This window comes from Micromonospora sp. CMU55-4, from assembly GCF_011602315.1.
Lineage (GTDB): Bacteria > Actinomycetota > Actinomycetes > Mycobacteriales > Micromonosporaceae > Micromonospora > Micromonospora chalcea.
This window is the reverse complement of the sequence record NZ_JAAOLH010000006.1, coordinates 84,018-102,185: the sequence shown is the minus strand read 5'-3', so window position 1 is coordinate 102,185 and position 18,168 is coordinate 84,018. Positions and strand designations below refer to the sequence as shown.

The window sequence follows — 18,168 nt, the reverse complement described above, 5'->3', positions numbered from 1 at the left end:
GGGAAGCGGCAGGCGGCGCGGTACAGCCCCCACATCACCGGCTCACGTCACTCCGCAGGCACGATACGGAGGTTCAGCAGCATGTCCTCGAAGGCCTCGGGTCCGAATCGTGCCGCCACGATGTGCACCGGTGAACACGCCATGTCCAGCGTCACGTCGCCCACGGGACGCCTCTCGACGCCGGTCACCACCAGAGTCGTCTCTCGCACTGTCACGTCCTCGATCGTGACGTCATAGCCGAGCACAGGACGGTCCCCGACCGAGAGAATGACGACCGTCTCCTTCGCGAGGTCTACCGGCGGCGGCGGTGGGACGGGCTGCCGTCCGGCATTGATCGATGCCCAGTGCTGCGCCCACGATCCCGATCGACGAATCAGGAACAGGCCGTAACCTCGTGAGGTGTCGGCCTTGGCCTGCCCGTGGTACAGCGTGCGAAAGGTCCCGGCACGTCCGGACGATCTGCTCACCCGCTGACCCTACTGGCGCTGACCCTCGAAACAGCTTCCGTCTACGTCCGGCGGCTCGGGCGCGAAAGTATTCGGACGGTTGGTGCGGCACGTCGGTGGCACGAGTACACCCTCGGTCTTGAGCCGGGCTCCCCGCCGTCAGGTAACTCTGTCGCCGTGTCGTGCCGGGCCTGGCGACAATGCTCACCGGACAGCGATACGACGAGGGTCGAAGGGTGTTGCTGGAGTGGGTCGACGGTTGGGCGGACACGAATGGCCGGTGATGGTCAGCACCGTTCACCTCGGGCGCCATCGGTACCGGGTCATGCGGCCGGCACGACCGCCGGGGTTCGCCGGTCTGTACGAGGGCCCTCTTGGAGCCCAGTTCTGCCTCGACAAGGAAACAGCGACGCTGTCCGCTCTGGCGTGGGGACTGGCTGCCCGGTCGCCGCACACGATGGTCTATCTTCCCCTTCGTCGCGCGACACGTCCCCACCATCACAGTTGGGGGCGCCCGCTCGACCTGGTGTTGCTGCATCACCGCCTCGCGTTCCCGCCGTCGCGGTGGAAGCAGGTCCGTTCCCGGTTGGGGACCGGCTGGCCACACACCGTCGTGCTACCCGCTCAGGCGTGGCCGGCGCGGTTGACCGCCGATCACCGGCGAGTCCGGTATCGAGAGTTCCGCGATCATCTGCGGTGGGACATTGCTGCCGACACGTTGGTGCTCACCGGCAGCCGCGAAGCGTTCGAGTTGGAAGCCGACCAGGTCCGCGCCTTGGCCGAGGAGTGCCCCGCCCATCGCGCTCGCATCCCAGGCACGCCGGTGATGCCGGGGGTCCGGCAGTGGCCGGCCACGGCACGCAACTCGCGGCAGATCCGTATGGCGGCCCGCTTGGCAGCCCGGGGAAGGGGGGCTCGTGCTGGGAACGCCGATGCATGTGCCGGTGGATCTACTCCTACAGGTACCGCTGCTACGCACCGTCTGACGTCTTTACGAGCGCTGTGTCGGCTCGGCGTGATGATCGAGCTGCCGTGAGTACTCCGGGACGATGGTGTTCGTACCGAACGACGGACGTGTGCCGGACATGCTCACCGAGCAGCCAGCATCCGTGCGTGAGCGGCTGTTTCGAGGCGAGCTGAAGGTCGTCCAGGGCATCGCGGATGCCATCGACCTGTCCGAAGTGATCAGGCCGCCTTCCGGGTCGAACGGGTCGGATCTCTTGACTCTCGACCCGGTCGAGGGCCGACCCTTCCCGAGTGACGTATGAGGAGCACGACCAAAGATCAGTCCCGCTCGCGATCGACCTGGAGACGCTGCGGCCGGTGCTGCGTGCCGGCTGGGGAGCGGACACCTGCGATCCGCACGACCTGGAGGATTGGCACGCCGGCAACCCAGCCCGTGGGCAGTGCGGGGTGACCGCGCTGATCATTCAGGACCTGCTCGGCGGAGAGCTGATCCTCGGCGAGGTCCACGCCGGAGACACCAAGGTCGGCCACCACTACTGGAACCGGCTGGCCGACGGCCGCGAGGTGGACCTGACAGCCGACCAGTTCCAGCCGTCGGAAGTCGTTGTCGGCGGTCAGGTTCAGCAACGCCCGCCGGGCCCACCCGTCCGGTGCCGCAGGCAGTACGAGATCCTGCGGGACCGCGTCCTCGTCGCCCTCTACGGTGCCGCACCCCGTTTGCTCGTTCCGGACGGGATGCGAGGCTGACCGCGTGGCTTACCGAACGCCCGCCCTCCGGTGACGCCCGCATGAGCCTGGTGTCGGCGTTCGTACCGATCTGGATCCTCACCGCTGTCGGTTACGCGTCCTGTCGCTGGGGCCTGCTGGGCGAGTCGGCGGCGTCGGTGCTCGGCCGGTTCGTGTTCCAGCTCGCGATGCCGGCCGCCCTGTTCCTGGCACTGGCCCGGATGCCGCTGTCCGGGTTCGCGGGCCGCTCGTTGCTCGCCTTCGGGGTGAGCACCGTCGCCGTGGTCGGGTTCGGGTGGGCCGGCGCGAGCCGGCTGTTCGGTCGTGAGCCCGGCGAGCGGCCGATCTGGGGCATGGCCGCCGGGTACGTGAACTCGGCGAACCTCGGCATCCCGATCGCGACGCAGGTTCTCGGCGACGTGTCGTTCCTGGCGGTGGTGGTGCTGCTGCAGGTGCTGGTGGTGGCACCCGTGATCGTGGTCGTGCTGGACCGGCGCAGCGACCCGGCCGGGCGGGTCCGGGTGCGCCGGGTCGCCTCGCTGCCCGTACGCAATCCGGTGATCCTGGCGTCGCTGCTCGGTGTCGCGTGCTCCGCGGCCGGTCTGCGTCTGCCGGCGGCGGCCGCCGCCTCGCTGACGCTGCTTGCGGGCGCCGCGGCGCCCGCCGCCCTGGTCGCGCTCGGCGCGTCGCTGCACCCCGCGGCGCCGTCGCGGGCGGAACCGACCGGGCCCGGAGAGCTGGCCGCGATCAGCGCGCTCAAGCTTGTCGCACAACCTGTCATCGCGTACGCGGCCGGCCTGGCCCTGCACCTGTCCGCGCCGCAGTTGCTCGCCGTGGTGGTGTGCGCGGGCCTGCCGACGGCGCAGAACACGTTCATCTTCGCGCAGGAGTACGGCGTCGGTGAGGCGGTGGCCAACCGGGCGGTGGTGGTGACCACGACGCTGTCGCTGGCCACGCTGGCTGCGGCGGCGGCGCTGCTCGGGTAGCTACCGCTCGGCGGGGAACCGCCTCCACTGCCCCTCGGAGACGACCTCGACCGTGCCGTCGACCACTGTGATCGCCGTCTGGTCGTCTATCGCGTACGCCGGACCGGCGACCTCGGCCGCCCACTTCTCGGCGTTCGCCATGGTGTTGTCCGGTTCGAGGCCCAGGTGCGGGAAGATCGAGAAGTCGACGATCCCCAGCGTGCGGTCGTCAGGCGCGGACTGCCACTCGACGAAGTCCGTCCCGACACGCGGGGTCAGCACCATGCTCCCCGCGCTCAACCCCACCCAGACGGTGTCAGGCAGCGACGGCAGCAGGTCCGCCAGCCCGGACTGCCGCATCCAGTGGCACAGGTACGTCGCGTCGCCGCCGTGCACCAGGATGACGTCCGTCTCGCGGACCCAAGGGACCCACCGCTCCTGGCCGATGCTCGGTAGCGCGGTCAGCTCCAGGACGCCCAGCGACTTCCAACCGAGGCCGGTCATCGGTAGCGGCGTCTGGCCGGTGATGAAGCGCCAGGCCGAGGCCGGCCCGCCCATCGGGTAGGCGGCCGTGGGGATGCAGAGCGCGTTGGACTCGGCGACCGGCTTGCCCAGCAGGCCGACCAGCGCATCGTGAATGCTCGGGTTCTGAACGCCCGCGGATGTGAGAAGAAGCTTCACGCCTACCTCCGGTGGCAGCGGTTGGGTGCACGGGAGTACAGACCGGGCGCCGTATCGAAACTCATCGCCGCACGTCGCGTCACTCGCGGATCTCCATCGCCGCGACCAGGCCGTCGTCGAGGCGGTAGACGTGTGTGACGGTGTGGTCGGCGAGCTTCGTTCCGGCTTTGTCGTGCACCACCTGATGAACGGTGACGGCGATCCGGCCGTCCGGCTCCGTGCGGAACGCCATCGGTGTGACGACGGGTTCGAGCTGGTCCCACTGCCGCCGCCAGTAGGCACTCACCTGGTCCCGGCCGCTGAGGACGCCTCCCTCCCAGCCGTTGGGCCACGAGACGTCCGGCGTCATGGCGGCCAGCAGCGTGGGGATGTCACGCCTGTTGAAGGCCGCGTAGAGGTCCGTGAGCAGCGGCGAGTCCATCGAGCCAGCATGGCCGGTGGGCAAGGCATCGTGACGACCTATTCGCGGTCAGCAGAATCGGCCCCGGCGGGGCGTCGGTGACGACGGCGGGGCGTCCGCGATGCTGTGGGCGTGGAGTACGTGTCCAGAGTGCCGCGACCGCCGCTGGACGAGCTGATCGACGACCTCTACTACCTGGAGGGCGCGCCCCCGTACCCCCGGCTGACGCTGCCGCCGATGCCGGCGGCGCTGCTCATCGTCAACCTCGGCGCGCCGTTCCGCGTCCGCGGCGGCACCGACATCGAGACCACCGGGTACGCCGACGGCTGCGTGATCACCACGCCCACCCGCGCGTTCGAGTTCGGCTACCCGCGCCCGACCCGGTCCGTCGGCGTACACGTCAAGCCGTGGGGCCTGGCGCCGTTCCTGCCGGTGCCCGCGGCCGAGCTGCGCGACCGGCCGGTGACGCTGGAGCAGGTCTGGGGCCGGCCCGCCGTCGCCGACCTGCGCGACCGGCTGGCCACGGCCGACGGGCCGCACAAGATGCTGGCGCTGCTGGAGGAGGAGCTGAGGCGACGGCTGTCCGAGACCACCGGGCTGGGGCTGGTCCGGCACACGAGCGGCGTCATCGCGGCGACCAGCGGCGCGGTGCCGATCGGCGACCTGAGGACGGCAGCCGGCGTGAGCAGCACCCATCTGACGCAGCGGTTCAAGGAACTCGTCGGCGTCACACCGAAGCGGCTGGCCCGCACCTACCGCTTCGCCGCCGCCGTGTTCGCGATCGACCCCACCCGGCCGGTCGACTGGGGCGAGCTGGCAAGCGACGCGGGCTACTTCGACCAGGCCCACTTAGGCCACGAGTTCCGGGCCTTCACCGGCCTCACACCCACCCGGTACGTCGAGGTCCGGCGGCGGTTCCTGCGCGAACACCCCGGCCACGTGATCGACGGCTGGTCACTGCCGGCCGATTGATTTCCTACAAGAACGGCGGCTCACGCCCCGCTAACTTGGGGGGGCCACCCAAGGAAGAGGAGAACCGGCGTGGGCACTGTGGTCCTGTACAGCTCGGTGTCGGTGGACGGCTTCGTCGCGGACGACAACGACCAGCCCGGGCCGCTGTTCGACTGGCTGACGAGCGGTGACGTTCCGCTGGACGACAGCGGCGCGTTGCGGGTGTCGCAGACGTCCCACGACTACGTCCGGCCGTACTGGGATCAGATCGGGGTGACTGTCGTCGGGCGGCACGTGTTCGACCTGACCGACGGCTGGGACGGGACGCCGCCGAGCGGCATCGCCCACGTGGTCGTCGTGACGCACCGGCCGCCGCCCGAGGGTTGGAACCCCGGCGCGCCGTTCCATTTCGTCGACGGCGTCGAGGCAGCAGTGGCCAAGGCGCAGGAACTTGCGGGGGACCGCATCGTCGAGGTCGCCGCCGGTGACGTCGGCGGCCAGGCGCTCGCCGCGGGCCTGGTCGACGAGGTACGCATGGACGTCGTACCCGTCGTGTTCGGGTCCGGCAAGCGCTTCTTCGGGTCGGTCGACGCGCAGCACCTGCTGGAGGATCCGGACGTCGTGCTCCCGGGCGAGCGGGTGCTTCACCTGCGGTACCGGGTGCGCCGCTGACCGAGCGCGAACGCGGCGTCCGATCCCCGCCGGACAGACGGCCCGACGTCGACCAGGCTTCCTCCCGTGAACAACGCACTCGACGGCAAGGTAGCTCTCGTCACCGGTGGTGGCCGTGGCATCGGCGCGGCGGTGGACCGGGCGGCCGGGGAACTGGGCCGGTTGGACATCCTGGTCAACAACGCGGGCGCGTTCCTGCTCGGGCAACTGGAGCAGCTGAGTCTCGACGAGTTCGAGCAGACAGTCGCGGTGAACGTCCGGGCACCGTTCGTCGCCTCGCAGGCCGCGGTGCGCCACATGTCGGCGGGCGGGCGGATCGTCAACATCGGCAGCAACACGGCCGAGCGGGCGGTCTTCCCGGGCTTCTCGCTCTACGCGATGAGCAAGACCGCCCTGATCGGTCTGACCAAGGCGCTCGGGCGCGAACTCGGCGGTCGAGCGATCACCGTGAACCTGGTGAACCCCGGCGCCACGGACACCGAGCTGAACCCGGCCGACGGCCCGAACGCGGACACGATCAACGGGTTCACCGCCCTCGGCCACTACGCGCAGCCGGCCGACGTGGCCGCCGCGGTGGCGTTCCTCGCCGGCCCGGACGGGCGTTACGTCACCGGCGCGACTGTGAACGTCGACGGCGGATTCACCATCTGACCATCGGGAACGGCCAGGGTGATGACCGGAAGGACGGCTGCGGCGGGGGAGAGTTCTCCCTTTTCCGCTGGCGCGCGCCGGGCAGCGCGGGTACACCTGGGCGGTGATCCTCATCCAGCGGGTCCGCGTCCGGTGGACCGCCGACGCTCGCGGCGCGCCCGCGGCGAACGCCCGCCGTGGACTGGTCCGGGCGATGCCGCTGCCCCGGGCACTGCCGGAGGGCGAGGTGGTCGTCCACGACGTGCTAGCCGACCGGGCAGCCGGCTACGAGCACCGGGACGGGGTACGCGCCGGAGGCGTCGCGCTGGCCCGCGAGGCCGGGCTCTGGCTCGGGCGTGACCAGGCGTGCATCGTCGTGGACCGGCTGCCCGGGTCGGCGGCGTTTCCGCGCCCGTCGGCGTCGGCACGGCTGTTCACGCTCGCCCCCGGGCAGGTCGGCCGCTACCGGGCCAACTTCCGGTTCACCGGCTGCGGGTGCGATCCGAGCTGGTACTACGAGGAGTGGCTGGTGCACGTCGGACACGGCGCGGTGGCATCCTTCGGGCAGCCGGACCGCGACGTCGACCACCGCGTGCGCCTGTACGGGTAGGCGTCAGCTGTCGAACCACACGACCAGTCGTACGTTGTGCTCGCCGTGCCGTTCGGCCAGCTCGCGCATGCCTTCCAGCACCGCGCGCAGCGCCGGGTCACGATGCAGCACATCGCTGTTGGACAGGCGCTCCACCCGCCACATCACGTTTCCCGAGCGCCATTCGGTGCCCTCCGGGTAACTGCTGCCCCGGTGATCCGCGTGCTCGCCGGCTACCTCGCGCCAGGCTCGCCCGTGCCGGGTGGCCTTGCTCCGGTAGCGCGGTCCTTCGGCGGTCAGGTCGTACACGTGGATCCGGTCGTCGACCCGAGGGGATCGCGCGTTCCAGTCGATGCGTGCCACCTCCGCCCACGACACCCACGTGGGGTCGTGATGGCGGTCGGTGAGGTGGCGAGCGCGCAGGTTCGCGCTGACGTCGTCCGGCAGGCCACGGCCGGGCGCGACCGGCTCGAACCCGGCGAAGTTGCGCACACCGAACAGCAGGCCGAAGGCGTCGTAAATGGTGGAGACCTCCCGCAGGCTGATGTCGGTCAGCTCCCACGGCGAACCCGTACCGTGCGGCCGGATCTCCACCCCACCCCAGATGTCGGTACTCACGTCGCTCCACCCCCGCAGCCGAGACGGTTCGATGTCCGCCACGACCATCGCACCCGGCGGCAAGGCGCCGCAGCCCGGACCTGACTGCTGCGGGGCGGCGCGGTGGCTAGGCTGTGCCGGTGCGGAAGGCGGGGTCCCGGGGTGACCGTCATGGTTGACGCGGACGACGTGCGTCGGGTGGCGTTGTCGCTGCCCGACGTAGTCGAGATCGACAGTGACGGCTTCGACTTCCGGGTCGCCGGCAAGGGGTTCGTCTGGTCCTATCCCGAACGTACGCCCGGGAAGCCGCGGCGCATCCGCACCGACATCGCCGTGCTGTACGTGGGCGACGAGGCGGAGAAACAGGCCCTGCTCCTCGGCGAGCCCGACCTCTTCTTCACCACCCCCGCGTACGACGGGTTGCCCCTGGTCATGCTGCGGCTGGCGCGCGTCGGCGTCGAGCGTCTGACGGAACTGGTCACCGACGCGTGGCGGATGCGTGCCCCCGGCTCGCTCACCGGTGAACCCGGCGCGTGACCCCGCACGCTATCCGTCGAGGATCTGCTCCCGGAGGATGTCCGCGTGCCCGCAGTGCTGGGCGAGCTCGCGCAGGACGTGGAGATACACCCAGCGCAGCGGAAGCGGCCCCCGTCGGTGCCCGGTGAGCATGTCGTCCAGACCTCGCGTGGAGGTCGCCCGGCGTGACGCGTCCCGGGCGTCGCGGTAGGCCTGCCGGACCCCGGCGATCGTGTCGCCGTCGTCGAGGAGGAACGAGTCCTCCGACCGCTCCGGGATGCCGATCTCGGCGCGAGACCGACCCGTGACGGCTTCGTCGAACCAGACCTTCTCGACGAAGGTGGCGTGCTTCACCAGACCCAGCAGCGTGGTGCGGGAGGCCACCAACGATCGGCGCGCCTGTTCCTCGGTCAGTCCGTCCAGGCAGCGGTCGAGCGCGTCGCGGTGTTCGTCGAGAAACGCCTCGAACTGGGCCTGGATCGGCTGCGCGACGACTTCGGCGGAGAAGGTGGGCGGGAAGGACGGCATGGACGCAGCATTCCAGATCGGCGGCCGGATGAGCGCGGGGTGTATCAGGCGGGTCGCTGACGAACCGCGACGATCTCGGCGTGGTGAGCGACCGCCCAGTCGGCCAGCGCGGAAAGCGGCTCCAGAAGGCTGACACCGAGTGGCGTCAGCCGGTACTCGACGCCCGGCGGCACCGTCGGAAACACCTCACGCTCGACCAGGCCGTCGCTTTCCAGCGCACGCAGTGTCCGGCTGAGCATGCGCGGGCTGATGCCCTCCACGGCGCGGTGCAACTCGTTGAACCGGTGCGGATGCCGGCCGAGCAGGGTGATCAGCAACAGCGTCCACTTGTCGCTCACCCGCCGCAGCAGGTCGGTGACCGGACAGCGGTCGTACTCGCCGGCCGGAACCGGCACCGGCAGCCGATGATCGAGCAGCGAGGCACTCACATCGGTGTCACCTGTGGACATGAAAGTGCCTTCTTTCGCCTCCGCCGGCCTGCTGCCCAGGATGGGGCAGGTCGATGAGCACACGATAAGGGGGCGACGTGGGCGTCGTGGTGGTCAGTGGCGGCACGAACGGAATGGGGCGTGCGTTCGCCCTGGGGCGGGCCGAACGTGGCGACCGCGTCCTGGTGCTCGGCCGCAACCGTGCACGTGGCGAAGCGATGGCCGGCGGCCTGATCGCCTTCCTTCCGGTCGACCTGTCCAGCACGGCCGAGACGCGGCAGGTCATCGAGCACATCCTCGGCGAGCACCAGGTCGTGGACGCGTTGACGCTGTTCGCCAATGCGGTGACGCCGCGTCGCATCGAGACGGTGGAGGGACTGGAGCGTACGTTCGCGCTCTACTACGTCAGCCGCTACCTGCTCAGTTTCGGTCTGCGGCCGGCCCTGGACCGGGCGACCCGGCCGGTGATCGTGAACGTCGCCGGTGTCGGGGTCACGAGAGGCGAGGTGCGCTGGGCCGATCCGCAGATGAGGGAGGGCTACTCGGCCGTCGCCGCCCAGTTGCAGGCCGGGCGGGCCAACGACCTGCTCGGCGTGGGCTTCGCCCAGCGGTCCGGCAGCCGCGCCCGATACGTGCTCTACCATCCCGGGTTCACCAGGAGCGGTGACCGTAGCGCGCTCCCGCTCGTGGTACGGGGGCTGCTCGCGGTGGCGGCGGCGGTCGCCGCCCGGTCCGTCGCGGACGCGGTGGCGCCGATTCACCGGTTCCTGGACGCGCCGCCGACCGCGCCGGTGACCGCCGTCGACCGGGGGAAGCAACTTCCGCCCGGTTTCCCGACCCTCGACCCTCATGACGCCGAGCGGTTGATGGACCTCACGGAGAGGCTGCTGCGGTGAGGCGCCGCGCCGACGCTACGGCCGGAAGTAGTCGGACATCATGCTGCTGACCCACTCCGGCTGCCGGACGTCCGTGGGGACGAACTCCACCAGCACCGGCTTCAGGTCGATGACCGGCGTGCCGGACACCGCGTCGAGGCCCACCACCGTCAGTTCCCGGCCGTGGACCGACTCGATGCGGCAGCACGTCACGCCGATCCGGTTCGGCCGACGGGGACCACGGCCGGCGAACACGCCCATCGGCGGCAGGTCGGCCCGGCCCCGGTAGGGACGGGGCTCGCGGTGGTCGCCGCCGTCCGGGAACCGGTCGAAGACGAACACGACCTCCACGTGCGAGAACTCCTCCAGGCCCTGCAGGCACGCCTCGCCGAAGCGCTCGTCGACGACGATCGTGCTGCGGACGGCGCCCCAGTTGTCGCTGTGCTGGATGTCCGTCCGGTCGTTGCGGACCGTGCCGATGGGGGTGATCTCGAAGCTGGGCATGCCCGGAGAGTAGTTCCGCGTGGCTCGTCACGGGGGCCCACGAGCCGGACCACCGGCGCTAGGCTCATGATCATGGACGTTCTCCGATACGCGGCGTTCACCGCCGACCCGGCCGGCGGCAACCCGGCCGGTGTCGTGCTCGACGCCACCGGGGTGGATGACGCGGAGATGCAGCAGGTGGCGGCGCAGGTCGGCTACTCCGAGACGGCGTTCCTCCTGCCCGGCGAGGGCGGGCGGTTCACGGTGCGCTACTTCAGCCCGAAGGCGGAGGTGCCGTTCTGCGGCCACGCGACCATCGCGTCCGCGGTCGCGTTCGCCGAGCGGCACGGCCCCGGCGCGCTGCACCTGGACACCCGCGCCGGACTGGTCGAGGTCGCCACGAGCGCGCAGGCCGACGGCACCACCACCGCCACGCTCACCAGCGTCGCACCGCGCACCGTACCCCTTGCCGCGGGCGACCTCGCGGCGCTGCTCGCCGCGTTGCGCTGGTCGCCGGACGATCTCGACGCGACGCTGCCGCCGCGTGTCGCGTACGCCGGGGCCTGGCATCCGATCGTGGCCGCCGCGACCCGGCGGCGCCTGGCGGACCTGGACTACGACATGGCGGCGCTGAGCGCGCTCATGGCCGAGCGGGACTGGACCACGATCGACCTGGTGCACCGCGAGTCCCCGCTGGTGTTCCACGCGCGCAATCCGTTCCCGCCCGGCGGCGTGGTCGAGGACGCGGCGACCGGCGCGGCGGCCGCCGCGTTCGGCGGTTACCTGCGCGAGATGGGCCTGGTGCGGCCGCCCGCCACGGTCACCGTGCGGCAGGGCGAGGACATGGGCCGCCCGAGCCTGCTCACCGTCGGCATCCCCGCAGGGGACGGCGCGGGGATCGCGGTGACCGGCACCGCCGTGCCCATTCCACCCGCTGAGGCGGCCCGGTGAGGCCGGACCACTACGACGGCTTCGCCGAGCGGTACGCCGCGGAGAACGAGTCCAGCCTGTTCAACGCCTACTACGAGCGGCCCGCGATGCTGGAACTCGCCGGGGACGTGCGGGGCCGGCGGATCCTCGACGCGGGCTGTGGCACCGCCCCGCTGTCCGAGGCGCTCGCCGCGCGCGGGGCCGTCGTGACCGGCTTCGACGGCAGCCCGGCGATGGTCGAGCTGGCCCGCGAGCGGCTCGGCGGGGACGCGACGCTGCTGGTGGCCGACCTGGGCGCGCCGCTGCCGCTCGCCGACGGCGCGTTCGACGACGTGATCGTGTCGCTGGTGCTGCACTACTTGGAGGACTGGACCGCGCCGTTGGCCGAGCTGCGCCGTGTGCTGCGTCCCGGCGGCCGGCTCCTGGTGTCGGTGAACCATCCGATCGGGTACGAGGTGGCGTTCCCGGACGCCGACTACTTCGCCGTCGCGAGCTGGTCAGAGGAGTACGACTTCGACGGGCAGCGCGCCACGCTCACCTACTGGCACCGGCCGCTGCACGCGATGACGGCGGCGTTCACCGACGCGGGTTTCCGGCTCTCGGTGATCAGCGAACCGCCGTTCTCGCCCGACACGCCGCGCGAGCTGCTGCCCCCGGAACTCGACGGCCGTACGGCCTTCCTCTGCTTCATCTTCTTCGTTCTCGAAGCGCACTGAATCCGAGCGGCGCATAACGTCGAGCGGCGTATAACGTCGGATCCGGGTCGGCTCGTTCGTAGGACGGGTGAGAGGCGGCCGGACCGGCCGCCCGGACAAGGGAGTCATGGCATGCCGCGGTACCTGATCTCGTTCAACGACGGCGCGATGGACCACATCCCCGCGGAGGAGATCCCCCAGGTGGGCAAGGACGCGCACGCGGTCATCCAGGAGGCCGTGAACGCTGGCGTGTTCGTGTACGGCACCGGGCTCGAACGTCAGCAGGCGAGCATCGTGGGCACGGACGGGGTGGTCACCGACGGGCCGTTCCCGGAGACCAAGGAGGTCATCGGCGGGTTCGTGGTCCTCGACGTGGCCTCACGCGACGAGGCGCTGAAGTGGGCCGCCAAGATCGCCGTCTCGTGCCGCTGCGCCCAGGAGGTCCGGGAGGTCATGCCCGACCCCGAGACGGAGGCGATGCTCCGCGCGGCGGGCCGCTGACCGGTCCGATGTCGACGCGGCGACGGTGGGCGGGGCACCCGGACGGAGGCCATGCCTACCATGATCGCTAGCCTCGTGCGGTGAAACGTGAACTCGCCGCGCTCTCCCTGCTGTTCGTCGTCTCCGCGTGTGCGCCCGCGGAACCCACGCCGTCGACGTCCGCCACCCCGTCGTCGTCCGCGTCGGCCTCGGCCGCTCCTCAGGCCGGCTCGACCGCGCCCGCGGACAAGGTCGCGGCCGGTGCGTGCAACATGGTGGCCCGGGTGGTCGAGCAGCAGGACGTCCGCTTCACCTCGAACTCGCCGATCGCCATGCGTGCCCGCAAGGCGGCCGACCCGGGCGTCCGGGACGCCGGCGAACGGCTGGCGGTGGCGGCGAAGGAATCCGGGGACATGTTCGTCCGCAACGACCCGAACGAGGACACCGGCCCGGTCGACGCCCGTATGGCCGAGGCGCAGCGCGGGCTCCTGTCCGCGTGCACGGCGCTGTTCGGGCCGCAGCCGTGGCCGTTCGCCCCGTCGCCGACACCGACCACCTGAGCCGCGGCGCTGATGCCGGCTCATGCCGGGCCGGCGGCCCCGGCGATGGCGAGTGTGTGCTGATATTCGCGCCAGTGGGCCAGCTTGCCGTCCCGGGTCCGCAACACCCCGATGAACGGCGCGGACGCGGTCACCCCGGTCACCGTGTGCGTGCCGACGAGCTCGTACTCGACCACGATCACCTCGGGATCGGCGGTCTCGTGTACGACCACGCCGCGGCAGTCGTCGAACCGCACCGGGAACGACGCCCGGCCCGCTCGCGTGTACTCGAGAACGGACTGCTTCCCCTCGGTGCGGGTCGGGTGGCCGGGCGCGGCGAAGGGCGTCTCGATCACCACGTCGTCGGCCAGCGAATCGGCCTCGAAGGTGGGCAGGTTCGCCAGCCACCTGGCGCGCATGCTCTCGAAGATCTGCTGTGGTGTCACGTCGGCCTCCGCGATAATGAGTCATGACTCGACTTGTGGCTCCGAGAATAATGAGTGGAGACTCACTTTGGTAGAGGGTCCGCCCCTGCGCGCCGACGCGCAACGCAACCGGGCACGCATCCTGGACGCCGCCGAGGCGGTCTTCGCCGAGTTCGGCGCCCGCGCCTCCACCGAGGAGGTGGCCCGCCGGGCCGGCGTTGCCATCGGCACGGTCTTCCGTCATTTCCCCACCAAGGAGGACCTGCTCGCCGCGCTCATGAAGCGACTGCTCGCACAGCTCACCGAGGAGGCGGGACGACACGACCTCTTCGGTTTCTTCAGACACACGGTGGCCCAGGCCGCCGCGAAGAAGACGGCAGTCGAACTGCTCGCCGGATCCGGCGTGGACATCCGGCTCCCGGATGCGGTAGGTCACCTGGAGGAGGCGATGGGCAGGCTGCTGCAACAGGCCCAGGCCGACGGAACCGTCGCCGACTCGGTACGGCTACCCGAGGTGATGGCGCTGCTCACCGGCATGTGCCAGGGCGCGCTGCACGGCGGATGGGACGAGCACCTGCAAGCCCGGACGCTGGCGGTCGTCTTCGCCGGCTTCGAGCGCGGCTGACGGTCCGGGATCACACCGCGATAAACCGGTTGGCCCCGCCCGGCGAGCGCTGTTACCTTGCCGGTGGCCGTGCCGGAGAACGAGGGAGGTGGTACCCGTGACCGCAGTATCGACATGGGTGCTCCCCTCGGGGGTCACGGCCGGGCGATAGGTCGTCCGGGAGCGCCGTCGCACTCCCGAAAGGCACGACCATGCGCTTCACCTCCGAACAGCGCCTCGCCGACGGCGTCCGCGAACGCGAGTTCACCCTCGGCGAGATCCCGGGCATCCTGTGGACGCCCGCCTCCACGTCGGCGCCGGCCCCGCTGATCCTGCTCGGCCACCCCGGCGGACTGCGCCGGATGTATCCCCGCCTGGCGGCCCGGGCGCAGGGCTGCGTCGAACAGGGCTTCGCCGCCGCCACCATCGAACTGCCCGGCGGTGGCGACCGGCCCGCGTCCGCCGCCGCCGAGCAGGCCCGCGCCGATCTGCGCCGGGCACTGGCAGCCGGCGAGCGGGTCGCCGACGAGGTGGTCGACCGGCTCGTCCTGCCGCTGGTGGAGGAGGCGGTACCGGAGTGCCGGGCCGCGCTGGACGCACTCCTCGCGCTGCCCGAGGTCGGCGGCCCGGTCGGGTACGCCGGCGGGGTGATCTCGATCGGCGTACGGCTGGCGGTGGTCGAACCGCGCATCGTGGCCGCGCTCCTGTTCGCCGGAAGCTTCGTGCCGCGCGCCATCATCGAGGAGGCCCGGCGGGTCACCATTCCGCTGCACGTCCTGTTGCAGTGGGACGACGAGGGCAACGACCGGCGGATGGCGCTGGACCTGTTCGACGCCTTCGGCTCGTCGGAGAAGACGCTGCACGCCAACATGGGCGGGCACACCGGCGTGCCGTGGTTCGAGGGGGACGCCGCGAACCAGTTCTTCGCCCGGCACCTGAAGGCGGGCCCGCCGGTGGCGGTCTCGGCGGATCCGGGGGAGGGGACGCCGTCCGGTCCGTAGGGTGATCGCATGGCGCACGTGACCGGACTGGACCACGTCGTCATCGCCGTGTCCGACTGGCGGGCCGCCACCGACTTCTATCGCGACGTCGTCGGCGCCGAGGTGATCGGCGTCGGCGGCGACCGCGTCGACTTCCGGATCGGCCCCCACCGGTTGAGCGTGCACGGGCCGGGTCTCGACCTCGGCGGCAACGTGGCCCGGATTCCCGTCCGTCCGGGCAACAGCGACATCTGTTTCGTCTGGGCCGGGCTGATCGAGGAGGCGGTGGCGCACCTGCGGCGGCACGACGTCGAGGTGGAGACCGGACCGGTCCGGCGGGTCGGCGCCGGTGGCGCCGGGACGAGTGTCTACTTCCGCGACCCGGACGGAAGCCTGCTGGAGTTCATCTCCTACCAGGAGAGGCCGTGACCGGTCAGAGCGGTGACACCACCAGCTCGACGTGCCGGGCCTCCGTCGCGTCGTCCACGGCGAACTGCAGCAGCCAGCGGCCCGGCGCCAACTCGATCTCGTCGTTGTCGTCGGCGTCGCCGACGTAGAGCCGCCCGGACGGGACGTCCAGTGTCACCTCGTACGGGTGCCCCGTGACGCGCTGCGACGTCACCCGGATGTCGAGGGTGACATCTGCCTCTCCCTCGTCCGCCACGGCGGCGGAGGCGACCACGACCGCGACGTGGTGAGTCGTGGCGAACACCGGCGCGTCCCCGGCATGGAAGTCGATGTCGAAGTCGGTCTCGCAGAGGGCGTCGCTGAGGTAGACGGCACCCCAGTGGTAGGGGCGGACCCGGCGTACGCGTCGGTCGTCGGTCACGCGGGCCCGCCGACCGGCGGCGCCCAGGTCGGGCGCGGGATCAGACAGAACGGGTGACCGGCCGGGTCGGCGTACACGTGGTCGCCCGCCAGCCGCCGCGCGCCCAGCGCGAGCACCGCCGTACCCACCGCCTCCTGGTCGTCGACCATCACGTCGAGGTGCATCTGCTGCGGCACCGCCGGATCCGGCCACGTCGGCGCAACCAGGTCGGCGACGCGCTGGAACGCCAGCCCGGACGCCGCCGTACCGGCCGACACCACGGCGAAGTCGTCGTCCGCGTACGTGATCGGGTCGCCCAGGACCGCGCTCCAGAAGCGGGCCTCGGTCATCGGATCCGGGCAGTCGACGATCAGGTGGTGGAGTCTGCCGAGCGGCATCGCGATCGCCTCGTCAGCTCAGCCGCAGGTCGTGTTCGGCGAGGGCGGCCTCGATGGCGCCCAGCGCCTTCGGCCCCATGCCGTGCAGGCGGGCCAGCTCCGTGCGCGGCACACCGGCAAGCCGGCGCAGCGTGGTGTAGCCGGCCGCGGTCAGCGCCCGGGTGGCCGGCGCGCTGATCTTCGGCAGGCGGTCCAGGGACGACGTCATCGCCCGATGCTAGACCGCCACGGTACGGCTCGCCTGCCCGTCCTTCGGCCCGTCAGGGACGGAATGGGGGAAAGACCCGACGGGCATATCGGGGCGTTTCCGTATGGGACTCGGGTGGGACGCCGCTGAAGAATCGACAGGCATCCAAGACACCGGGAGGTGCCGTGTTCCGACGTACCGTGGCCGTCGCTCTGGCCGCGCTCACCGTCCTGGCGGGACTGCCCGGCGCGGCGCGCGCCGGGCTTCCGCCGCAGCGGCTCGTGTGGAGCGAGTGCGCCGACGACCTGCCGGACGTCCCGCCGGATGAACGCGTGCGGTGCGCCCGGCTGCGGGTGCCGGTGGACTGGGCCCGGCCGAACGGCCCGACGTTCGATCTCGCAGTGGCACGCCGGCTGGCGCGAACGCCGGAGCGGGTGGGCACGCTGGTGTTCGGGCCGGGAGGCCCCGGCGACTCGGGGGTGGAACGGATCCGCAAGGGCGACCGGTTCAGCGACGAGTTGCAGGACCGGTTCGATCTGGTCAGTTTCGACCCACGTACGGTCGCCCGCACCGCCGCGTCGGTCTGCGCCCCGGATCCGGCGCTGCGCAAGCCGGCCGTCCCGCTGACCGGTCAGGCCGACTTCGACGCCGCGGTGGCCTACAACCAGGCGCTGTGGCGCAGGTGCCGTCCGACCAGCCCGGTGTTCGACCATGCCGACACGCTCAGCACCGTCCGTGACCTCGACGCGTTGCGGCGGGCGCTGGGAGAGCGGCAGATGTCCTTCCACGGCAGCTCGTACGGCACGCTGCTGGGCCAGCAGTACGCCGAGCGGTACCCCGGCCGCGTGCGGGCTGTCGTGCTGGAGGGCGTGTTCGACCACAGCCTCGACGTGCGCTCCTTCGTGCGGACGCAGGCCGCCGCGTTGCAGGACTCGTTCGACGAGTTCGTGTCCTGGTGCGACAGGTCGCCGGAGTGCGTGCTCCACGCACGCGACGTGCGGGCGGTCTGGGCGCAGGCGCTGGCCCGCGCGGACCGGGGCGAGTACGCCCCCCGTACCGCCTTCGACGTCACCGCTGTGGCGCTCGGCCTGCTCGCCGGTCCGCGTTGGCCGCAACTCGCGGTGATCGTGCGGGACATGGCCGCCGGTACGCCGCCACCGGAAGTGAATCTCCCGGTCTCCGTCGCGGCGTTCTGCGCGGACTGGCCGGCGCAGGTACGCGACTACGCCGCGTACGCCGGCGTGGTCCGGGACGCCCGGGCCGTCGCCCCGGACGTCCGGTACGGCGCCGGCCTGCTGGCCGTGCAGACGTGCCTGGGCTGGCCGTCCCCGGTCCGCAACCCGCCGCACGAGCTGAACGTGCGCACCCGCACGCCGCTGCTGCTGCTCAACGCCCGGCACGATCCCCGGACCGGCTACGCCTGGGCCGTGAACGTCGCCCGGCAACTCGGCCGGCACGGACGCCTGGTCACCTACGAGGGCTGGGGCCACGGCACCTACCAGCGCACCGACTGCACGACCGCGGTGGTGGACCGGTACCTCGTCGACCTGACCGTGCCCGCCCCGGGCACACGATGCCCGGCGAGCTGACCGCTGCTGGACCGCCGGTGCGGCAGGTTGACGCGACCGCCGGACAGGCCGGCGACGCAACACGTACAGCCGATCAGAAC

General features: G+C 71.4%; 28 protein-coding genes. 17 read left to right on the top strand and 11 right to left on the bottom strand.

What is annotated here, in order from left to right; genetic code table 11:
• Window positions 1-47: 47 nt before the first annotated feature.
• On the bottom strand, window positions 48-467 hold the full coding sequence (locus HA073_RS13045) for a hypothetical protein (protein ID WP_146074850.1): 420 nt from the start codon (window positions 465-467) through the stop codon (window positions 48-50).
• Window positions 468-1,495: 1,028 nt separating this feature from the next.
• Between HA073_RS13045 and HA073_RS13040 the strand changes: the two genes are divergently transcribed.
• The 3 genes from HA073_RS13040 to HA073_RS13030 are packed head-to-tail and all read left to right on the top strand — an operon-like array spanning window position 1,496 to window position 3,124.
• A complete protein-coding gene (locus HA073_RS13040) occupies window positions 1,496-1,714 on the top strand; it encodes a hypothetical protein (RefSeq protein ID WP_166456485.1) in 219 nt (72 codons plus the stop codon).
• Window positions 1,704-2,159, top strand: a complete 456-nt coding sequence (locus HA073_RS13035; protein WP_309228016.1) for a hypothetical protein — start codon at window positions 1,704-1,706, stop codon at window positions 2,157-2,159. Before HA073_RS13040 ends, HA073_RS13035 begins: the two co-directional genes overlap by 11 nt.
• 41 nt (window positions 2,160-2,200) lie before the next feature.
• Window positions 2,201-3,124, top strand: coding sequence for an AEC family transporter (locus HA073_RS13030; protein ID WP_166456484.1), 924 nt, complete (start codon window positions 2,201-2,203; stop codon window positions 3,122-3,124).
• Here HA073_RS13030 and HA073_RS13025 read toward each other — a convergent pair whose 3' ends face one another.
• Window positions 3,125-3,784: a Type 1 glutamine amidotransferase-like domain-containing protein gene (locus tag HA073_RS13025; protein ID WP_166456483.1), complete on the bottom strand. Its 660-nt coding sequence runs from the start codon at window positions 3,782-3,784 to the stop codon at window positions 3,125-3,127.
• A 79-nt stretch (window positions 3,785-3,863) separates the two neighbouring features.
• Window positions 3,864-4,205, bottom strand: coding sequence for a nuclear transport factor 2 family protein (locus tag HA073_RS13020; RefSeq protein WP_166456482.1), 342 nt, complete (start codon window positions 4,203-4,205; stop codon window positions 3,864-3,866).
• A 111-nt stretch (window positions 4,206-4,316) separates the two neighbouring features.
• On the opposite strand from HA073_RS13020, the gene HA073_RS13015 reads away from it, so the two are divergent.
• From HA073_RS13015 to HA073_RS13000, 4 genes are all read left to right on the top strand, one after another.
• Window positions 4,317-5,156 carry a helix-turn-helix domain-containing protein gene (locus HA073_RS13015; RefSeq protein WP_166456481.1) on the top strand — a complete coding sequence of 280 codons (840 nt, stop codon included), beginning with the start codon at window positions 4,317-4,319 and terminating at the stop codon, window positions 5,154-5,156.
• 69 nt (window positions 5,157-5,225) lie between these two features.
• Window positions 5,226-5,807 (top strand): dihydrofolate reductase family protein, encoded by a 582-nt coding sequence (locus tag HA073_RS13010; protein WP_166456480.1) that lies wholly within the window; start codon window positions 5,226-5,228, stop codon window positions 5,805-5,807.
• Window positions 5,808-5,873: 66 nt separating this feature from the next.
• The gene (locus tag HA073_RS13005; RefSeq protein WP_069090169.1) at window positions 5,874-6,458 is read left to right on the top strand and encodes an SDR family NAD(P)-dependent oxidoreductase; all 585 of its coding nucleotides are present in this window, start codon (window positions 5,874-5,876) and stop codon (window positions 6,456-6,458) included.
• 103 nt (window positions 6,459-6,561) lie between these two features.
• On the top strand, window positions 6,562-7,047 hold the full coding sequence (locus tag HA073_RS13000; protein ID WP_309228015.1) for a hypothetical protein: 486 nt from the start codon (window positions 6,562-6,564) through the stop codon (window positions 7,045-7,047).
• Between the two features lie 3 nt (window positions 7,048-7,050).
• Here the strand turns inward: HA073_RS13000 and HA073_RS12995 are convergent, their stop codons facing one another.
• Window positions 7,051-7,644: a hypothetical protein gene (locus tag HA073_RS12995; RefSeq protein WP_166456479.1), complete on the bottom strand. Its 594-nt coding sequence runs from the start codon at window positions 7,642-7,644 to the stop codon at window positions 7,051-7,053.
• A 150-nt stretch (window positions 7,645-7,794) separates the two neighbouring features.
• Here HA073_RS12995 and HA073_RS12990 point away from each other — a divergent pair, with 150 nt between their 5' ends.
• Window positions 7,795-8,160 (top strand): MmcQ/YjbR family DNA-binding protein, encoded by a 366-nt coding sequence (locus HA073_RS12990; RefSeq protein WP_176722920.1) that lies wholly within the window; start codon window positions 7,795-7,797, stop codon window positions 8,158-8,160.
• A 9-nt stretch (window positions 8,161-8,169) separates the two neighbouring features.
• On the opposite strand, the gene HA073_RS12985 is transcribed toward HA073_RS12990, so the two are convergent.
• Together HA073_RS12985 and HA073_RS12980 are read right to left on the bottom strand one after the other, a co-directional pair.
• Window positions 8,170-8,667 (bottom strand): DinB family protein, encoded by a 498-nt coding sequence (locus tag HA073_RS12985; RefSeq protein ID WP_166456478.1) that lies wholly within the window; start codon window positions 8,665-8,667, stop codon window positions 8,170-8,172.
• A gap of 44 nt (window positions 8,668-8,711) precedes the next feature.
• Window positions 8,712-9,179 carry a helix-turn-helix domain-containing protein gene (locus tag HA073_RS12980; protein WP_281606259.1) on the bottom strand — a complete coding sequence of 156 codons (468 nt, stop codon included), beginning with the start codon at window positions 9,177-9,179 and terminating at the stop codon, window positions 8,712-8,714.
• A 14-nt stretch (window positions 9,180-9,193) separates the two neighbouring features.
• Between HA073_RS12980 and HA073_RS12975 the strand changes: the two genes are divergently transcribed.
• Window positions 9,194-9,991, top strand: coding sequence for an SDR family NAD(P)-dependent oxidoreductase (locus tag HA073_RS12975; RefSeq protein ID WP_309228014.1), 798 nt, complete (start codon window positions 9,194-9,196; stop codon window positions 9,989-9,991).
• Window positions 9,992-10,006: 15 nt separating this feature from the next.
• Here HA073_RS12975 and HA073_RS12970 read toward each other — a convergent pair whose 3' ends face one another.
• On the bottom strand, window positions 10,007-10,474 hold the full coding sequence (locus tag HA073_RS12970) for an SAM-dependent methyltransferase (protein WP_166456477.1): 468 nt from the start codon (window positions 10,472-10,474) through the stop codon (window positions 10,007-10,009).
• Between the two features lie 72 nt (window positions 10,475-10,546).
• On the opposite strand from HA073_RS12970, the gene HA073_RS12965 reads away from it, so the two are divergent.
• From HA073_RS12965 to HA073_RS12950, 4 genes are all read left to right on the top strand, one after another.
• Window positions 10,547-11,404 carry a PhzF family phenazine biosynthesis protein gene (locus HA073_RS12965; protein WP_166456476.1) on the top strand — a complete coding sequence of 286 codons (858 nt, stop codon included), beginning with the start codon at window positions 10,547-10,549 and terminating at the stop codon, window positions 11,402-11,404.
• On the top strand, window positions 11,401-12,099 hold the full coding sequence (locus HA073_RS12960; RefSeq protein WP_043324689.1) for a class I SAM-dependent methyltransferase: 699 nt from the start codon (window positions 11,401-11,403) through the stop codon (window positions 12,097-12,099). Before HA073_RS12965 ends, HA073_RS12960 begins: the two co-directional genes overlap by 4 nt.
• Before the next feature lie 111 nt (window positions 12,100-12,210).
• Window positions 12,211-12,579: a YciI family protein gene (locus tag HA073_RS12955; RefSeq protein ID WP_069090174.1), complete on the top strand. Its 369-nt coding sequence runs from the start codon at window positions 12,211-12,213 to the stop codon at window positions 12,577-12,579.
• A gap of 80 nt (window positions 12,580-12,659) precedes the next feature.
• Entirely contained in the window at window positions 12,660-13,118 is a 459-nt protein-coding gene (locus HA073_RS12950; RefSeq protein ID WP_104114197.1) for a hypothetical protein, read from the top strand.
• 20 nt (window positions 13,119-13,138) lie between these two features.
• Here HA073_RS12950 and HA073_RS12945 read toward each other — a convergent pair whose 3' ends face one another.
• Window positions 13,139-13,543: a nuclear transport factor 2 family protein gene (locus tag HA073_RS12945; RefSeq protein WP_166456475.1), complete on the bottom strand. Its 405-nt coding sequence runs from the start codon at window positions 13,541-13,543 to the stop codon at window positions 13,139-13,141.
• Window positions 13,544-13,610: 67 nt separating this feature from the next.
• Between HA073_RS12945 and HA073_RS12940 the strand changes: the two genes are divergently transcribed.
• From HA073_RS12940 to HA073_RS12930, 3 genes are all read left to right on the top strand, one after another.
• Window positions 13,611-14,147 carry a TetR/AcrR family transcriptional regulator gene (locus HA073_RS12940; RefSeq protein ID WP_187692440.1) on the top strand — a complete coding sequence of 179 codons (537 nt, stop codon included), beginning with the start codon at window positions 13,611-13,613 and terminating at the stop codon, window positions 14,145-14,147.
• 191 nt (window positions 14,148-14,338) lie between these two features.
• Window positions 14,339-15,127 carry an alpha/beta hydrolase gene (locus tag HA073_RS12935; RefSeq protein WP_166456474.1) on the top strand — a complete coding sequence of 263 codons (789 nt, stop codon included), beginning with the start codon at window positions 14,339-14,341 and terminating at the stop codon, window positions 15,125-15,127.
• 9 nt (window positions 15,128-15,136) lie between these two features.
• Window positions 15,137-15,535 carry a VOC family protein gene (locus HA073_RS12930; RefSeq protein ID WP_166456473.1) on the top strand — a complete coding sequence of 133 codons (399 nt, stop codon included), beginning with the start codon at window positions 15,137-15,139 and terminating at the stop codon, window positions 15,533-15,535.
• 4 nt (window positions 15,536-15,539) lie between these two features.
• On the opposite strand, the gene HA073_RS12925 is transcribed toward HA073_RS12930, so the two are convergent.
• From HA073_RS12925 to HA073_RS12915, 3 genes are read right to left on the bottom strand one after another with little or no spacing between them, the layout of a single operon-like run.
• Complete coding sequence (locus tag HA073_RS12925) at window positions 15,540-15,935, bottom strand: hypothetical protein (protein ID WP_043324682.1); 396 nt, start codon at window positions 15,933-15,935, stop codon at window positions 15,540-15,542.
• Window positions 15,932-16,312 (bottom strand): VOC family protein, encoded by a 381-nt coding sequence (locus tag HA073_RS12920; RefSeq protein ID WP_166456472.1) that lies wholly within the window; start codon window positions 16,310-16,312, stop codon window positions 15,932-15,934. Before HA073_RS12920 ends, HA073_RS12925 begins: the two co-directional genes overlap by 4 nt.
• Before the next feature lie 13 nt (window positions 16,313-16,325).
• Window positions 16,326-16,520, bottom strand: a complete 195-nt coding sequence (locus HA073_RS12915; protein ID WP_043324680.1) for a DNA-binding protein — start codon at window positions 16,518-16,520, stop codon at window positions 16,326-16,328.
• Window positions 16,521-16,684: 164 nt separating this feature from the next.
• Here HA073_RS12915 and HA073_RS12910 point away from each other — a divergent pair, with 164 nt between their 5' ends.
• Window positions 16,685-18,088 (top strand): alpha/beta hydrolase, encoded by a 1,404-nt coding sequence (locus HA073_RS12910; protein ID WP_166456471.1) that lies wholly within the window; start codon window positions 16,685-16,687, stop codon window positions 18,086-18,088.
• Window positions 18,089-18,168 lie beyond the last annotated feature (80 nt).

What these genes read in the sequence shown, in the direction of transcription:
- HA073_RS12970 (WP_166456477.1), bottom strand. Translation starts at nt 10,474, where the DNA reads ATGCCCAGCTTCGAGATCACCCCCATCGGCACGGTCCGCAACGACCGG.
- HA073_RS13040 (WP_166456485.1), top strand. Translation starts at nt 1,496, where the DNA reads ATGGTGTTCGTACCGAACGACGGACGTGTGCCGGACATGCTCACCGAG.
- HA073_RS12985 (WP_166456478.1), bottom strand. Translation starts at nt 8,667, where the DNA reads ATGCCGTCCTTCCCGCCCACCTTCTCCGCCGAAGTCGTCGCGCAGCCG.
- HA073_RS12915 (WP_043324680.1), bottom strand. Translation starts at nt 16,520, where the DNA reads ATGACGTCGTCCCTGGACCGCCTGCCGAAGATCAGCGCGCCGGCCACC.
- HA073_RS12990 (WP_176722920.1), top strand. Translation starts at nt 7,795, where the DNA reads ATGGTTGACGCGGACGACGTGCGTCGGGTGGCGTTGTCGCTGCCCGAC.
- HA073_RS12935 (WP_166456474.1), top strand. Translation starts at nt 14,339, where the DNA reads ATGCGCTTCACCTCCGAACAGCGCCTCGCCGACGGCGTCCGCGAACGC.
- HA073_RS13030 (WP_166456484.1), top strand. Translation starts at nt 2,201, where the DNA reads ATGAGCCTGGTGTCGGCGTTCGTACCGATCTGGATCCTCACCGCTGTC.
- HA073_RS12955 (WP_069090174.1), top strand. Translation starts at nt 12,211, where the DNA reads ATGCCGCGGTACCTGATCTCGTTCAACGACGGCGCGATGGACCACATC.
- HA073_RS13020 (WP_166456482.1), bottom strand. Translation starts at nt 4,205, where the DNA reads ATGGACTCGCCGCTGCTCACGGACCTCTACGCGGCCTTCAACAGGCGT.
- HA073_RS12930 (WP_166456473.1), top strand. Translation starts at nt 15,137, where the DNA reads ATGGCGCACGTGACCGGACTGGACCACGTCGTCATCGCCGTGTCCGAC.
- HA073_RS12965 (WP_166456476.1), top strand. Translation starts at nt 10,547, where the DNA reads ATGGACGTTCTCCGATACGCGGCGTTCACCGCCGACCCGGCCGGCGGC.
- HA073_RS12920 (WP_166456472.1), bottom strand. Translation starts at nt 16,312, where the DNA reads ATGCCGCTCGGCAGACTCCACCACCTGATCGTCGACTGCCCGGATCCG.